This is a genomic window from Roseateles chitinivorans (assembly GCF_002761755.1).
GTDB classification, from domain to species: Bacteria; Pseudomonadota; Gammaproteobacteria; order Burkholderiales; family Burkholderiaceae_C; genus Roseateles; species Roseateles chitinivorans.
In genome coordinates this window covers 59,610-75,161 of the sequence record NZ_PEOG01000025.1, presented here as the reverse complement: position 1 = coordinate 75,161, position 15,552 = coordinate 59,610, and the positions used below count along the sequence as shown (strand labels likewise).

The 15,552-nt window shown below is 68.3% G+C and carries 13 protein-coding genes and 1 tRNA gene; 4 read left to right on the top strand and 10 right to left on the bottom strand.

The window, feature by feature from the left end; translation table 11 throughout:
- Positions 1 to 6: 6 nt before the first annotated feature.
- Entirely contained in the window at positions 7 to 453 is a 447-nt protein-coding gene (locus CS062_RS11295) for a response regulator (RefSeq protein ID WP_158238756.1), read from the bottom strand.
- 132 nt (positions 454 to 585) lie between these two features.
- On the opposite strand from CS062_RS11295, the gene CS062_RS11290 reads away from it, so the two are divergent.
- Positions 586 to 1,998: a hypothetical protein gene (locus CS062_RS11290; protein ID WP_158238755.1), complete on the top strand. Its 1,413-nt coding sequence runs from the start codon at positions 586 to 588 to the stop codon at positions 1,996 to 1,998.
- Between the two features lie 130 nt (positions 1,999 to 2,128).
- Here CS062_RS11290 and argJ read toward each other — a convergent pair whose 3' ends face one another.
- Complete coding sequence (gene argJ / locus CS062_RS11285) at positions 2,129 to 3,358, bottom strand: bifunctional glutamate N-acetyltransferase/amino-acid acetyltransferase ArgJ (protein ID WP_099861738.1); 1,230 nt, start codon at positions 3,356 to 3,358, stop codon at positions 2,129 to 2,131.
- A 340-nt stretch (positions 3,359 to 3,698) separates the two neighbouring features.
- Positions 3,699 to 6,458, bottom strand: a complete 2,760-nt coding sequence (secA, locus tag CS062_RS11280) for a preprotein translocase subunit SecA (protein ID WP_099861737.1) — start codon at positions 6,456 to 6,458, stop codon at positions 3,699 to 3,701.
- A gap of 254 nt (positions 6,459 to 6,712) precedes the next feature.
- Between secA and CS062_RS11275 the strand changes: the two genes are divergently transcribed.
- Positions 6,713 to 7,048 carry a hypothetical protein gene (locus CS062_RS11275; RefSeq protein ID WP_099861736.1) on the top strand — a complete coding sequence of 112 codons (336 nt, stop codon included), beginning with the start codon at positions 6,713 to 6,715 and terminating at the stop codon, positions 7,046 to 7,048.
- A gap of 99 nt (positions 7,049 to 7,147) precedes the next feature.
- Here the strand turns inward: CS062_RS11275 and CS062_RS11270 are convergent.
- The 6 genes from CS062_RS11270 to petA all read right to left on the bottom strand — a co-directional run bounded on the left by CS062_RS11270 (position 7,148) and on the right by petA (position 11,505).
- Positions 7,148 to 7,223: transfer RNA gene (locus CS062_RS11270), tRNA-Thr, on the bottom strand.
- Positions 7,224 to 7,330: 107 nt separating this feature from the next.
- Positions 7,331 to 7,879: a ClpXP protease specificity-enhancing factor gene (locus tag CS062_RS11265; RefSeq protein ID WP_099861735.1), complete on the bottom strand. Its 549-nt coding sequence runs from the start codon at positions 7,877 to 7,879 to the stop codon at positions 7,331 to 7,333.
- A 14-nt stretch (positions 7,880 to 7,893) separates the two neighbouring features.
- Complete coding sequence (locus tag CS062_RS11260; RefSeq protein ID WP_091721758.1) at positions 7,894 to 8,511, bottom strand: glutathione S-transferase N-terminal domain-containing protein; 618 nt, start codon at positions 8,509 to 8,511, stop codon at positions 7,894 to 7,896.
- 167 nt (positions 8,512 to 8,678) lie between these two features.
- Positions 8,679 to 9,461 carry a cytochrome c1 gene (locus CS062_RS11255; RefSeq protein WP_099861734.1) on the bottom strand — a complete coding sequence of 261 codons (783 nt, stop codon included), beginning with the start codon at positions 9,459 to 9,461 and terminating at the stop codon, positions 8,679 to 8,681.
- Positions 9,462 to 9,487: 26 nt separating this feature from the next.
- Positions 9,488 to 10,888: a cytochrome b gene (locus CS062_RS11250; protein ID WP_099861733.1), complete on the bottom strand. Its 1,401-nt coding sequence runs from the start codon at positions 10,886 to 10,888 to the stop codon at positions 9,488 to 9,490.
- A gap of 20 nt (positions 10,889 to 10,908) precedes the next feature.
- Entirely contained in the window at positions 10,909 to 11,505 is a 597-nt protein-coding gene (gene petA, locus CS062_RS11245) for a ubiquinol-cytochrome c reductase iron-sulfur subunit (RefSeq protein ID WP_099861732.1), read from the bottom strand.
- 220 nt (positions 11,506 to 11,725) lie between these two features.
- On the opposite strand from petA, the gene mscL reads away from it, so the two are divergent.
- Entirely contained in the window at positions 11,726 to 12,169 is a 444-nt protein-coding gene (gene mscL, locus CS062_RS11240; protein ID WP_099861731.1) for a large conductance mechanosensitive channel protein MscL, read from the top strand.
- Positions 12,170 to 12,286: 117 nt separating this feature from the next.
- Positions 12,287 to 14,725 carry a DUF1631 family protein gene (locus tag CS062_RS11235; RefSeq protein ID WP_158238754.1) on the top strand — a complete coding sequence of 813 codons (2,439 nt, stop codon included), beginning with the start codon at positions 12,287 to 12,289 and terminating at the stop codon, positions 14,723 to 14,725.
- A 50-nt stretch (positions 14,726 to 14,775) separates the two neighbouring features.
- On the opposite strand, the gene CS062_RS11230 is transcribed toward CS062_RS11235, so the two are convergent.
- Positions 14,776 to 15,429: an energy transducer TonB gene (locus tag CS062_RS11230; RefSeq protein ID WP_158238753.1), complete on the bottom strand. Its 654-nt coding sequence runs from the start codon at positions 15,427 to 15,429 to the stop codon at positions 14,776 to 14,778.
- Positions 15,430 to 15,552 lie beyond the last annotated feature (123 nt).

The window sequence follows — 15,552 nt, the reverse complement described above, 5'->3', positions numbered from 1 at the left end:
GCGATGCTAGGTCCGCACCGGTGCGGCCCGGTGTGGCTTCTGGCGCGAAGGTCCGGGGTCCTTGATCGACCTCAACGGGTGGATCAAGCACTCGGCGGCGCCGGCGGCCAGCAGCGCGGCGATCCGCGGCGGGTCCTGCGGCCGGCTCAGCGTCAGCACCGGCGCCGGGCCCGCGGCCAGCCGCCGCAGCAGCGCGAGCGGAGCGTCGCCCGGCAGGTCGGGCAAGGTCATGTCCATGACCACCAGCGACGGCCGCGCGGCCAGGCCGTCGATCGCCGCGATCGCGTCCGCGGCCCGCAGCAACTCGTAGCCGCTCTCCTCCAGCACGGCAGCCAGCGGCTGCACGCTCAGCGCCTGCACGACCAGCACGCGAGTGCGCGCGTCGGCGCCAGCGGGCGGCAGCTCGGCGGGCGGCAGGGGGGATCCAGGGGGCGAGGGCGGCGGGGACGACATGCGTTCCACCATACAAATCCCATGCCCGCTTCTCAAGGCGCGGGGGCCGGGCCGAAGCCTCGAATTCCAGGGCGTTCGCCCCGGTCGCGCGGCGATCGGGCCGCGAAGGCCTGACGCACAATGGCCGGCGCCATGGACGATACCCCCGCCTCGCCCGACGTCGACCCGACCGCCCCGCCGCCCGACGGCACCGCGGCCGCGCCCGCCGCCACGTCCGCCCCCGCCGCGCCGGCCGCGCCGTGGGAAGGACCGTCGCCGGACGTCGTCGCCTGGCTGCTGGTGAACTGGCACAACAAGCATCCGCTGGCCCGTCGCATCGGCATCGCGGACGTGCACACCGTCGGGGCCGTCGCCCTGCCCTTCATGGCGCAGGCCCTGCCCAAGGAGCCGAGCCTGGAGGCCGCCGCCGCGCCTGCCGAGACCGCGCCGCCGTCCCCGGCGAAGCGGCGCCTGCCCTGGCAGCGCAAGCCCGCGGGCAGCGGACCTCGGCCGGCCTGGGTCGACGAGTTCATCCCGGGCCTGAAGACCTCGGCCGTGGCCGCGATGGCGCTGGATCACGGCTTCACCGCGGCGCCGGATGAGCTGCCGCTGCGGCGCGTCGAGATCGATGAACGGGCGCTGGCGGCCGACACGAACCAGGCTGGTGCATGGCCGATGGAATTGGTGCTGCTGAGCGCCGCCTTCGATGCAGGCCCGGCCCGTCGCCGGGTGCTCGTCGGCCGTCGCGATCGGGTGCTGGGTCGCCGCGCGCTGGATCCGGCGCGGCTGGGCGTCACCGCCAGCATGGCCGCGCTGGTGCTCATCGCCGCTGTCTGGGCGCTGTGGCCGTCGTCCAGGCCGTCGGAGGAACTCGCCGCGCAGGCCGCGGCCGAAGCCGCCTCGGCAGCCTCCGCGGCAGCGGCGGCGTCGGCAGCCTCGGCGGCCCTCGCGCAGGCGGCCCTGGAGGCCTCCGCCGCATCGGGATCGGCATCGGCACCCACCGCCGCAGCGTCCGATCCGCTGACGGCCGCGAGCGCGGCCGCCTCGGAAGTCGTCCCCTCACCCTCCGCCTCGGCCGCGTCGAGCGCCGCGGTCCCCGCCACGCCGCCGAGCGCCCCGATGATCCCGAGCATCCGCCCGACGTTGCAAAGCGGTGTGGAGCGGGCGCAGCGCGAGCAGGCGGCGGCGGCCGCCGCGAAGGCAGCATCGGCGCCGGATGCCGCGAAGCCGGCCGCCTCGGCGCCGGAGACCGAGCGTCGGGTGAGCGTCGATGACGCCGGACTCGGCAACCTGATGAAGCGCGACGCCGCGCCCGGCGGCAAGCTGGTGGCGCTGGTCGGCCCGGCACAGAAGAGCAAGGCCGATGCCGAGGCCCAGCTGGCGCGCATGCGCGAGATGATCGGCCAGACGCTGGGCGGCAACGCCGTCCCCAACGGCGAGGTCTTCCAGACCAAGGACGGCTGGCGCGCCGCCGTCTGGCCTTTCGGCAGCCGCGAGGAAGCGCAGCTCATCAACGCGACGCTGCTGGCGCGCGGCATTCGCGGCACCCGCGCGGTCGATTTCTGACGTCGGCGGCCGGCAGCGGTCACCTGCCCGCCGATCAGCGCCGCGGCGGTGGCGATAACGACGACGGCGGCCCGAGGGCCGCCGTTCGCGCGTCATTCACCGACTCGACCGCCGCCGCGGGCGGCCTCGATCAGGAGCGGTAGTCCGCGTTGATCGTCACGTACTCGTGGCTGAAGTCGCAGGTCCAGACGGTGGTCTCGGCCGGGCCGCGGTTCAGGTGCACCCGCACGGTGATCTCGCTCTGCTTCATCACGCGCTGGCCGTCCTCTTCCTTGTACTCGGGACGACGCCCCCCTTGGGTGACGACATGCACGTCGTCGAGGTACAGGTCGATCAGGCCCTGGTCGAGGTCGTCGATGCCGGCATAGCCGACCGCCGCCAGGATGCGGCCCAGGTTCGGGTCGCTGGCGAAGAACGCCGTCTTGACCAGCGGCGAGTGCGCGATCGCGTAGGCCGCCTTGCGGCACTCGTCCTCGGTCCTGCCGCCCTGCACCACCACCGAGATGAACTTGGTCGCGCCCTCGCCGTCGCGGACGATCGCCTGCGCCAGCTGCTGCGACACCGCCACCACCGCGTCGCGCAGCGCGCGGCCTTCGGCGCTGGTCAGCGAGGTGATGCGTTCATGGCCCGCCTGATGCGTCGCGATCAATACGAACGAGTCGTTCGTCGACGTGTCGCCATCGATGGTGATGCGATTGAAGGACAGGTCGGCCGCTTCCTTGACCAGGGGCTGCAGCAGCTCCGGCGCGAGGACCGCGTCGGTGGCGACGAAGCCCAGCATCGTCGCCATGTTCGGGCGGATCATGCCGGCGCCCTTGGACACGCCGGAGATGGTGACCGTCCGGCCGCCGATCGTGAGTTGGCGCGAGCAGGCCTTGGGCAGCGTGTCCGTGGTCATGATGCCGGCGGCCGCCTCGCCCCAGTGCTCGGGTTTGAGCGCGGCGATCGCGGCGGGCAGGCCGGCGACGATGCGGTCGACCGGCAGCGTCTCCATGATCACGCCGGTCGAGAAGGGCAGCACCTGCTTCGGGTCGAGCTTCAACTCGGCGGCGAGCGCGTCGCAGGTCTGGCGGGCGCGCGCCAGGCCATCGGCGCCGGTGCCGGCGTTGGCATTGCCGGTGTTGATGACGATCGCGCGGATCGCCGAGCCCGACGCGAGGTGCTCGCGGCAGACCTGCACCGGCGCGGCGCAGAAGCGGTTGGCGGTAAAGACGCCAGCGACGCTGGCGCCCTCGTCGAGCGCGATCACCGTCAGGTCGCGGCGGTTGGCCTTGCGCACCCCGGCCATCGTGACGCCCAGGCGCACGCCAGGCACGGGCAGCAGGGATTGCGGATCGGGGGCGGTCAGGTTGACGGGCATGGTGGGCGGTCGTTGAAGGGTCAGCTTCCGAACGCGGGCGTTCGGGGTGAGCGCGAGCGTCGCCGCCCGCGCGCGGGATTGTAGGAGCGTGCCGGCCTCGCCTTGGCGCGCGCGGCCCCTCACCCCTGCCCTCTCCGCGCAAGCGGGGGGAGGGAGTCTCTCCGAGCGACCTCCGAGGTCTCTCCGGATGATGGGGGGCCTCAACGACAACGGCGCCCACGAAGAGGCGCCGTTGTCATACGGGAGGACCATCGGCCCTGGCCCTGGCCCTGGCCCTGGCCCTGGCCCTGGCCCTGGGGCTGGGTCTGGGCTTCGTCCTGGACCTGGGTCCGGACCTGGCTCAGGCCAGCTTGCCGTGGCAGCTCTTGAACTTCTTGCCGCTGCCGCACGGGCAGGGATCGTTGCGGCCGACATGGCCCCACTCGGCCGGCACGGCCTGCGTGCCGCCCGCCACCGGCGCCGCATCCTGCGACACCGAGCCATCCTCGTTCGGATGGGTGTAGGTAACGTTGCTGACGTTCTCGGCGCGCTGTTCGATCGCGTCGGCAGCGGCGGTCGCCTCTTCCTGCGACTGGATGCGCACGTTCAGCAGCACCCGGGTCACTTCCAGCTTCACCGCGTCCAGCAGTTGCGAGAACAGCTCGAAGGCCTCGCGCTTGTATTCCTGCTTGGGGTTCTTCTGCGCATAGCCGCGCAGGTGAATGCCCTGGCGCAGGTAGTCCAGCGAGGCCAGATGCTCGCGCCAGTGCTGGTCGATGCTCTGCAGCAGCACCATGCGCATGAACGGCATGAACTGCTCCAGGCCGACGCGGTCCAGCTTGTCCTGGAACGCGGCGTCGCCCGCCTTGAGCACGGCAGCCAGCACATCCTCGTCGGTCAGCGTCTCGCTCTTCTTGAGCATCTCGCCCAGCGGCACCTCGAGCTTCCACTCGTCGCGCAGCACGCGCTCCAGCGCGACCAGGTCCCATTGCTCTTCCAGCGACTCCTCCGGCACGAAGCCGCGGACCACGTCCGTCAGCGTGCCGTGGCGCAGATGGGTGATCTGCGGCAGCAGCTCCTCGGCCTCGAGGATCTCGTTGCGCTGCTGGTAGATGACCTTGCGCTGGTCGTTGGAGACGTCGTCGTACTCGAGCAGCTGCTTGCGGATGTCGAAGTTGCGGGCCTCGACCTTGCGCTGCGCGCTCTCGATCGAGCGCGTCACGATGCCGGCCTCGATCGCCTCGCCCTCGGGCATCTTGAGCCGGTCCATGATCGCGCGCACGCGATCGCCGGCGAAGATGCGCATCAGCTGGTCGTCCAGCGACAGGTAGAAGCGCGACGAGCCCGGGTCGCCCTGGCGGCCGGAACGGCCGCGCAGCTGGTTGTCGATGCGGCGGCTCTCGTGGCGCTCGGTCGAGATCACGCGCAGGCCGCCGGCGGCCTTGACCTGGTCGTGCAGCTTCTGCCAGTCGGCCTTCAGCGCGGCGATCCGCGCGTGCTTGTCGGCGTCGGAGAGCGACTCGTCGTTCTCGATGGCGACGACGTCCTTCTCGATGCTGCCGCCCAGCACGATGTCGGTGCCGCGGCCGGCCATGTTGGTCGCGATGGTGATCACGCCCGGACGACCGGCCTGGGTGATGATGTCCGCCTCGCGCGCATGCTGCTTGGCGTTCAGCACCTGGTGCGGCAGGCCTGCGGCCTTCAGCAGCTCGGAGACCTTCTCCGAGTTCTCGATCGAGGTCGTGCCCACCAGCACCGGCTGGCCGCGCTCGTGACAGTCGCGAATGTCCTGCGTGACGGCGTCGTACTTTTCCTTGGTCGTCTTGTAGACCAGGTCCAGCTCGTCCTTGCGCACGGTCGGGCGGTTGGGCGGGATGACCACGGTCTCCAGGCCGTAGATCTCCTGGAACTCGTAGGCCTCGGTGTCGGCCGTGCCGGTCATGCCGGACAGCTTGCCGTACATGCGGAAGTAGTTCTGGAAGGTGACCGAGGCCAGCGTCTGGTTCTCGGCCTGGATCTGCACGCCTTCCTTCGCCTCGACGGCCTGGTGCAGGCCGTCGCTCCAGCGGCGGCCCGTCATCAGGCGGCCGGTGAACTCGTCGACGATCACGACCTCGCCGTTCTGCACGACGTAATGCGTGTCGCGGTGATACACGTGGTGCGCCCGCAGCGAGGCGTACAGGTGGTGCATCAGCGTGATGTTGGCGGCGTCGTACAGCGACGCGCCCTCGGCCAGCAGCCCGGCCTGCGACAGCAGCCGCTCGGCGTTCTCGTGACCGTCCTCGGTCAGGTAGATCTGGTGCGACTTCTCGTCGACGGTGAAATCGCCCGGCTCGATGACGCCCTCGCCGGTGCGCGGATCCAGCTCGCCGATCTGGCGCTTGAGCTGCGGCGCGACCGCGTTGATCGCGACGTACAACTGCGTGTGATCCTCGGCCTGGCCGGAGATGATCAGCGGCGTGCGCGCCTCGTCGATCAGGATCGAGTCCACCTCGTCGACGATCGCGTAGGCCAGCCCGCGCTGCACGCGGTCGCGCACCTCGTAGACCATGTTGTCGCGCAGGTGGTCGAAGCCGTACTCGTTGTTGGTGCCGTAGGTGACGTCGGCGTTGTACGCGGCCTGCTTCTCGTCGCGCGGCAGGCCGGAGTAGTTGATGCCGACCGTCAGGCCGAGGAAGCGGTACAGGCGGCCCATCCACTCGGCGTCGCGGCGCGCGAGGTAGTCGTTGACCGTCACCACATGCACGCCCTTGCCGGTCAGCGCGTTCAGGTAGACCGGCAGCGTGGCCATCAGGGTCTTGCCTTCGCCGGTGCGCATTTCGGCGATCTTGCCGGCGTTCAGGACCATGCCGCCGATCAGCTGCACGTCGAAGTGGCGCATCTTGAGGACGCGCTTGCTGCCTTCACGGCAGACGGCGAAGGCCTCGGGCAGGATGTCGTCGACGGTCTCGCCCTTGGCGATGCGCTGCTTGAACTCCTCGGTCTTGGCGCGCAACTGGTCGTCGCTCAGGCCTTCGAACTGCGGTTCCAGCGCGTTGATCTGCTGGACGACCTTGCGGTAGGTCTTGAGCAGGCGCTCGTTCCGACTGCCGAAAATCTGGGTCAAAAGCTTGGGCAACATGCGGCTTCGTGAAGTTCTTTTGTGGGGCCCGGTCGACCGGGCTGGGACGCCCGCGGACCGCCTCGTGGGCGGCCTCCGAGGGCGGTTCCGCGCGACCGGTGCAGTTGGGGACGAGAACCCCGGCCTGCAAGCGCCAGCGCGGAAAAAAACCGGCGGAGTTTAGCACCCGGCCCTCGTGCGGCCCGGCCAGCCGGGGCGGGCGGGATCGCGGTCCGGATGCGGGTTTTCCAGTGCCGGGACTACACTGCCGACCCATGCCACCCCGCTACCTGCCTCCCCGCGTCAAACCCGAAGCGCCCGATCCGCTGGACTTCGGCCGGGCGATGTCGCAGCACGGCGTGCTGGCGCGGCTGGGCCAGCAGCTGGCCCTGTCGCAGCGGCACCTGGCCACGGTGAGCGTGGCGCTGCCGGGCGCGATGAAGCGCTTCGTCCAGGCCGGCACGCTCGACGAGCAGGGCTGGACCCTGGTCGCCGACAACGCGGCGATCGCCGCCAAGCTGCGCCATCTGCAGCCGACGCTGCTGCGGCTGCTGCACGAGGAAGGGCTATTGCTCGAGGGCGAACTGCGGATCCGGGTGCGCCAGTCCTGAAGCGACGTGAAGCGCGCCTGGCAAGGCCAGCCCCAGCCCCCCCCAGAAAGACTGAAGCCCCGCTCGTCAATGGACGAACGGGGCTTCGGGCGTGTTCGATGGTGCCGGCTATCGGATTCGAACTGATGACCTACCGCTTACAAGGCGGTTGCTCTACCAACTGAGCTAAGCCGGCACACGGAAAACTGGCGCGCCGCAGCGATTGCGACGCGGGCTGCATTCTAGACGCAGCGACGAGGGTCGATGAACGAAAACAGCCCGTTCATCCCCTCATCTGGACGATCACTTGATGCGCTTGAGCGCCGGGCGGCCGCCCGACGGACCCGCGCCCGGATCGTCGTCGTCCGGCGTGGGCGCCACCACCGGCGTCGGCGGAGCGACGGGTTCGGGCTTGGTCTCGCTCTGGCCGTGGCCATCGCCCTCGGACGCCAGCCGCAGGCCGCGCGGAGCGCTTGCCGCCGGGCCACGCGCGGCGGCGGTCGCCTCCTCCGGGCTCGGCGGCGGGAAGGCCATGCCCTGCCCGTTCTCCCGCGCGTAGATCGCCACCACATGATCGACCGGCACGATGATCTCGCGCGCCACGCCGCCGAACCGGGCCTTGAACTGGATCAGTTCATTGCCCAGGTCCAGATTGCTGGTCGCGTCGAAACCCACGTTGAGCACGATCTCGTTGTTGCTCACGTACTCGAGCGGAACCTGCACCGTGCGGTCCACATGGACCGCGATGTAGGGCGTGAACCCGTTGTCGGTACACCACTCGTGCAGGGCGCGGATCAGATACGGCCGCGTCGAACTGGCGGCAAGCCCGCCGCCATCCTTGCTGTCATCCATGGGGAGGCAGTGTATTACTTGCGCATCACCTTCTCGGACGGCGTCAGCGCCTCGATGTAGGCCGGACGCGAGAAGATCCGCTCCGCATACTTCAGCAGGGGCACCGCGTTCTTCGACATGTCGATGCCGTAGTAGTCCAGGCGCCACAGCAGCGGCGCGATCGCGACGTCCAGCATCGAGAAGTCGTCGCCCAGCATGTACTTGTTCTTCAGGAAGATCGGCGCCAGCTGCGTGAGGCGGTCGCGGATCTGCGAACGGGCCTTCTCCAGCTGCTTCTCGGTCGGCTTGACCGACTGGCCGCGGTTCTCCAGCACATTGACGTGGGCGAACAGTTCCTTCTCGAAGTTGAACAGGAACAGGCGCACGCGCGCGCGGGCCACCGGATCGCCGGGCATCAGCTGCGGATGCGGGAAGCGCTCGTCGATGTACTCGTTGATGATGTGCGACTCGTACAGGATGAGGTCGCGCTCGACCAGGATCGGCACCTCGTTGTACGGGTTCATCAGCGCGATGTCCTCGGGCTTGGCGAAGAGGTCGACATCACGGATCTCGAAGTCCATGCCCTTCTCGAACAGCACGAACCGGCAACGGTGCGAGTAGGGGCAAGTGGTTCCGGAATAAAGCACCATCATGGCAGTGGACTCCTGATCGACGCCTCTCGGCGTCCTCGTTTTCTAACAACAACACCAGCCAGCGGCCGGCGTGGTCAAAGACCAAACAAACAAACGACAACGCAGTGGGAGCCTGTTCGGCGCCCCACTGCGCTTGAGGGCCCGGCCAGCGGCCGAGCCATCGGTACTTACTTGACGTCCTTCCAGAAGGAAGCGTTCAAGCGCCAGGCGAACACGGTGAACCCCAGCAGGAACAGCACCACGATGATGCCGAGCCGGAAACGGAGCCCCTGCGCCGGTTCGCCCATCCATTGGAGATAGGCGACCAGGTCGGCGACGGACTCGTCGTACTGCTGCGGTGTCATCGTCCCGGGCGTGACCTGTTCGAAGCCCTTGAAGACATGCACGACCTTGTTGTGGTCGTGCGGGTCCTTTTCCTCCTCGAACCTGGCGGTGCGGACGCCCTGGAGTTCCCACAGCACATGCGGCATCGCCACGCTGGGGAAAGCGAGATTATTCCATCCCGTGGCCTTGGTTTCGTCCCGGTAGTACTTTCTGAGGTAGGTATACAGGTAATCCGCCCCCGTTCCCTTGGCACCGTCCGCCCGCGAACGGGCAATGACGGTCAGGTCGGGCGGCGTCGCCCCGAACCAGTCCTTGGCCTGTTTCGGGTCCAGCGAGACCTTCATCGTCTCGCCGACCTTCTCTCCGGCGAACAGCAGGTTGCCCTTGATCTGCTCGTCGGTCAGGCCGATGTCCTTGAGCCGGTTGTAGCGCATAAAGTTCGCGCTATGGCAGTTCAGGCAGTAGTTGACGAAGAGCTTCGCGCCGTTCTGCAGCGCGGCCAGGTCGTTCATCTTCTGCGTCGGGAAGCGGTCCCACTCGATCCCGCCCTCCGACGCGAGCGCCGTCGACGTCAGGCCCGCGCCCAGGCACAGCGACGTCAGCAGCGTGGCGATGATTTTCTTCATTCGTTCGACTCCGTGACGTTGGCGGTTCAGTGCGGGTGATACGTGACGCGATCGGGCACCGGCTTGAACTGGCCGGCCTTGCTCCACCACGGCATCAGCAGGAAGAAGCCGAAGTAGTACAGCGTGCCGATCTGCGACACGATCGTTCCCGCATCCGACGGCGGCTTCACGCCCAGGTAGCCCAGCACGAGGAACAGCAGCACGAAGATCCCATAGAGATACTTGTGCCAGTCCGGCCGGTAGCGGATCGACTTGACCGGGCTGTGGTCCAGCCAGGGCAGGAAGAACAGGATGATGACCGCGCCGCCCATCACCACGACGCCCCAGAACTTGGCGTCGAAGGTCAGCAGCAGCGCGATACCCACGACCGCACCCACGACCACGATCCCCTTGCCCAGCGTCGACAGCCCGCCACGCAGCAGCGTGATGACCGCGGAGATCCCGATCACGCCGCACAGCACCTGGACCATCACGTCGGTGGTGGCGCGCAGCATCGAGTAGAACGGCGTGAAGTACCAGACCGGCGCGATGTGAGGCGGCGTCTTCAGCGGGTCGGCGGGGATGAAGTTGTTGTACTCGAGGAAGTAGCCGCCCAGTTCCGGCGCGAAGAAGATCACCGCGGAGAAGGCCATCAGGAAGAGGCCGACGCCGAAGATGTCGTGCACCGTGTAGTACGGATGGAACGGGATGCCGTCGAGCGGGTGGCCGTCCGGCCCCTTCTTGGCCTTGATCTCCACGCCGTCCGGATTGTTCGAGCCCACCTCGTGCAGCGCGATGATGTGCGCCACCACCAGGCCTAGCAGCACCAGCGGCACCGCGATCACGTGGAAGCTGAAGAAGCGGTTCAGCGTGGCATCGCCGACGACATAGTCGCCACGGATCAGCAGCGCCAGGTCGTTGCCGACGAACGGCACGGCGGCGAACAGGTTCACGATCACCTGCGCACCCCAGTAGGACATCTGTCCCCAGGGCAGCAGGTAGCCCATGAAGGCCTCGGCCATCAGGCACAGGAAGATCGCGCAGCCGAAGATCCAGACCAGCTCGCGCGGCTTTCTGTACGAGCCGTACAGCAGCCCGCGGAACATGTGCAGGTAGACCACGACGAAGAACGCCGAGGCGCCCGTCGAGTGCATGTAGCGGATCAGCCAGCCCCAGGGGACGTCCCGCATGATGTACTCGACCGACGCGAAGGCCAGCGCCGAGTCCGGCTTGTAGTGCATCACCAGGAAGATGCCGGTGACGATCTGGATCACCAGCACCAGCAGCGCCAGCGAGCCGAAGATGTACCACCAGTTGAAGTTCTTCGGAGCGTAGTACTCCGACATGTGCTCCTTGTAGAGCTTGGACGCCGGGAACCGGTTGTCCACCCAGGTCATGAGCCGGACGCCCATCGGAGCGCCGGCGGGTGCTTCCTTGAATTCAGCCATGTCGTGAATCTCGCTCCGGGTTAGGCCTGCTTGTCTTCACCGATCAACAGCTTGGTGTCCGACAGGAATGTGTAGGGAGGCACCTCGAGGTTGTCGGGCGCAGGCTTGTTCTTGAAGACGCGGCCGGCCATGTCGAAGGTCGAGCCGTGGCAGGGGCAGAGGAAGCCGCCGTGCCAGTTGTCCGGGAGCGAGGGCTGCGGGCCCGACTGGAACTTGTCGCTCGGCGAGCAGCCCAGGTGGCTGCAGATACCGACGACGACCAGGTACTCGGGCTTGCGCGAGCGCCACTCGTTCTTGGCGTACTCGGGGATGGGAAAGGCCTTGCGGTCGGACTGCGGATCCGCGAGGTCCGCGTCGTTGGACTTGAGCGCGTCCAGCTGCTCCTTGGTCCGATGGACGATCCACACCGGCTTGCCGCGCCACTCGACGGTCAGCTTCTGACCGGGGGCGAGTCCGCCGATGTCCACTTCGACGGCGGCGCCAGCCGCCTTGGCCCGCTCGCTGGGAGCGAAGGTGCTGACGAACGGGACGGCGGTGGCCACGCCGCCTACTGCTCCCGCGCAGCCGGTGGCGATGAGCCAGGTGCGCTTGCCTTGGTCCACTTGTGGGTCACTCATGAGGGTCCTTACAGGGAACTTCTGATCAGGGGCAACCAATGATTCTAGGTAAGAAAGTTCCGGGCCGCCCCTAGGCGCTCTACCGATGTGCATCGGTGCACCACGTTGACATCGGTCGTGGCGCAAACGCCGTTAGGATGCTTGCCCGGAGGCGGAGGGCCACCCGGGAAAGCGCTTGGTAGTGGGCGCCTTCGCACACGTGGAGCACAAGGAGCAAACGATGGGTTTTTTGACCGAATTCCGTGAGTTCGCCGTCAAGGGCAACGTCATGGACCTCGCCGTCGGCGTGATCATCGGCGCCGCCTTCGGCAAGATCGTGGACTCGGTGGTCAAGGACCTGATCATGCCGATCATCGGCAAGGCGGTCGGTGGGCTGGACTTCAGCAGCTACTTCATCCTTCTGTCGGACCCGCCGGCCAACTACACCGGCCCGATGACCTACGAGGCGCTCACCAAGGCCGGCGTCCCGCTCTTCGCCTACGGCAACTTCCTGACGGTGCTGCTGAACTTCATCATCCTGGCCTTCATCATTTTCGTGATGGTGAAACAGGTGAACCGCCTCAAGCGCGACACGCCCGCCGCCCCGGCAGAGCCGGCGCCCCCGCCGGAAGACATCCAGCTGCTTCGCGAGATTCGCGACGCGCTGAGACGTGACAAAGCGTAAAGCTTTCATCAATCGTCACCTTTTGCGCACAAGCCGGGTGAGCCCCACCCGGACGAGGGATGGCCATCGCCGATACTTGTCATGTGGTGCGGTCACCACAATGTGCCTGAAGCCTCGATGAATCGTCTGAACCCCCACGTCGACGCGGCGCTGCAGCGCGTGCGCCTGGCGGCGGAACAAGCCGCGGAGCGCGGCGCCGAAGGTCTGGGTCTCGCCGCACTGTCCTCCGGGCAGGCCAAGCGGCGGGATGCGCTGCTGTCCGCGCAATTCATCTTCCGCAAGCACCAGGCGCTGTTCTCGCAGCGCTTCGACCAATCGATGCGACAGCAGGCGGCGGAAACGCCGTCGGGCGGCTCGGCGGCCGCGGGCACGTCGCGTGCTGCGCCCAAGCCGACCCAGTGGGACGAGCTCTCGCTGATGGACGACGACCAGGTGAACACCCTGGTCGCCACCGATCGCATCGGCCTGGCCCTGGGCCACCAGAGCGAGTGGGAGCTGCGCGAGGTCAACTCCTACATGGGCGACATCCCGGGGGTGGCCGAGGACCGCCATCCGCTGCGGCCGCAGGCGATCGCGCAGGCGCTGATCGAAGGGGTCAATGCCGTCACCGACGACGCCGACACCCGCCAGGTGCTGACCGACGAACTCACCCGCGCGCTCGCACTGGAGATGCGCGCCTGCTATGCCGACGTGGCCGGCCTCTTCCGCAGCCGCGGCCTGCGCCCGCAGGACCTGCGTGTGCGAGGGACCGCCGGCACTGCACGCGGCAGTAGCGGTGGCAGTGGCCATTCGGTGCAAGGCGCCACGACCTCCGGCGTTCCCCTGCACGACAGCCGGTACGCGACGATGCCCGGGGCGCTCCACCCGCTGCACGGCAGTCGCGCCGGCAACCTGCACACGGTGGCCGGTGGCTTCCAGGGCAGTGGCCATGGCGGTTACCCGTCGACCGGTGGCGGCGCCTATGCCGGCGGCGGTTTCGGCGGCGCGCTCGATGCCCAACTGATGGAGTTGCTGCGCCGGCTGGCGCAGACGCCGGCCATCGGCCTCGGCGGCCCGACCACGGGCGGCGGCCTCCCGGCGAACAGCCAGTGGCAGTCCTGGGACAGCGATCCCGGCACCTATGTCGAAGGCGCGCCGCTCGTGCTGCCGCCCAACCTGATCCACCTGCATCGCGACGAACTGCGGCAGGCGACCAACGGCTCGCTCGACCACATGGTGATCGACGTGGTCGCCGGCCTGTTCGACCAGATCCTGTCCGACGCCAAGCTGCCGCCGCTGATGGCGCAGCAGATCGCCCGGCTGCAGCTGCCGGTGCTGCGCGCGGCGCTGGGCGACCGCTCGTTCTTCTCCTCGCGCCGGCATCCGGTGCGTCGCCTGGTCAACCGCATCGCCACCCTGGCCGCGGCCTACGACGACTTCACCGAGGACCCCGGCAAGTCCTTCCTCGCGCTGGTGCGTGAACTGGTCCAGGACGTCGTCAGCGGCGACTTCGACCGCATGGACCTCTACGAGTCCAAGCTGGTCCAGCTCGAGCATTTCATCGAGGACCAGACCTCCGAGGCCCTCAAGGCCCAGGGCGACGCGGCCGCGTTGCTGGAGCGCAAGGAGACCGAACTGCGCCTGCAGCGCCGCTACATGCAGCAGCTGCAGCAGGCGATGGCGAACGTCGACATGCGGGACTTCCTGCGCGACTTCCTCACCCAGACCTGGAGCGAGGTGCTGGTGCATGCGTCGCGGCATCCGGACCTGGACGCCGCGTTGGTCGACCGCCTGCGCCAGATGGGCCGCGATCTGGTGTTGTCGGTCCAGCCCAAGACCACGCCGCAGCAGCGCCAGGCCTTCCTGGCCTCGCTGCCGGTGCTGATGCGCACGCTCAACGAAGGCCTGGACCTGATCCGCTGGCCGGAACCGGACCGCAAGAAGTTCTTCGCCGAGCTGCTGCCGGCGCACGCCGATTCGCTGAAGGGCCAGGCGCTCAGCCCGCTCGAGTACAACCTGCTGGCCAAGCAGCTGGAGTCCGTGTTCGGCATGGCGCCGCCGCGCGAGCAGGACCTGCCCGCTCCCGGCGCCATGCCGCTGGACCTCGACCTGAGCGAGAAGCTGTCCGAGGAGGAGGCCCGCCAGCTCGGCCTGGTGCAGGACGAGCATGTCGACTGGGACGGCCATGTCGACATCGACCTCGACCTGGGCGCCGACGAACAGCAACCGCTGCAGGCGGTGGACATCAGCATCGACGGTCTGCCCGCCGCCGAGGAAGATCCGTCACCCCCGGCCGGCGAGCTGCTGATCGATCACCTGCAGATCGGCACGGCCTACCGGATGCACCGCGATGGCGACTGGATCAAGGTGCGGCTGGCCCATATCAGCGCGACTCGCAGCTTCTTCATCTTCACCCACGGCAACAAGCATCAGGAGACGCTGACGATGACGGCGCGGATGCTGCGCAAGCTCTGCGAGGCGGAGCGACTGCGCGCCTTCGAGCATGCCTACCTGCTGGAGCGGGCCACCGCGCGCGCGCGGCAGCAGCTCGCGGCGCTGGGCGCCAAGGCGTCCTGAGGCGCCGACCGGCGCCCGGACCGACCGGCCCGGCCGGCCGCTGCGGAAGGTCACAGCTTGCGCGGCTCGCGGAAATCCACCGGCAGGTCGTCGGTGGTCTTCAGCCGCATCAGGTGGACGTACTCGCCCTCGACCGGCTTGCCGTTGACCTCCTGCGGCTTGAAGCGCCACTGCTCCATCGACGCCCGCCCGAAGCGGCGCACCGACTCCGGCATGCCCGCCGGCATCTCCACCGTCGCCTGCACGCAGGTGCCGTCGGTACCGACGCGGCAGATCATCTTGAGCTCGCCTTCCCAGCCAGCGTTCTCTGCGGCGTCCTTCGGGTAGGCGGCGAAATACAGCTTCGTCGGGATCGGCACCATCTGCATCGAGCCGATGGCCACCGTGGACTTCTCCTTGTCGACGTTCAGGAACAGCTGCACGCCGGTGCGGAAGCTGGCGTTCCGGCCTTCCTCCTGCCGGGGCTGAATCCTGGCCTTCTGCAGGCGCGCCGTCATCTGTCGCCAGAACGCCGCCGACTGCGATGCCTCGTCGATCGGCTTGATGTCCGTGACCTGGCCGTTCTCGTCGAACAGCACGTCGAACCAGACGTTCAGCGCCTGATGCACCTCCTGCGCCGAGGCCGTGCCCAGCACGCCGAACTGCATCACGCCGGCCAGCGCCAGCGCGGCCAGCCGCGAGGATCGCGCCCACCTCCTCATCATCCCGATCTCCATCCTGGCTCCCCCTGTCGATATGGATGGCGGCGATTATGGGCGTCGACGGAGGCGGACTCCACGCTGTCCGACTCCCTCCGGAGGGGGAGTCCCACCCAGCGCGCGAGCGGC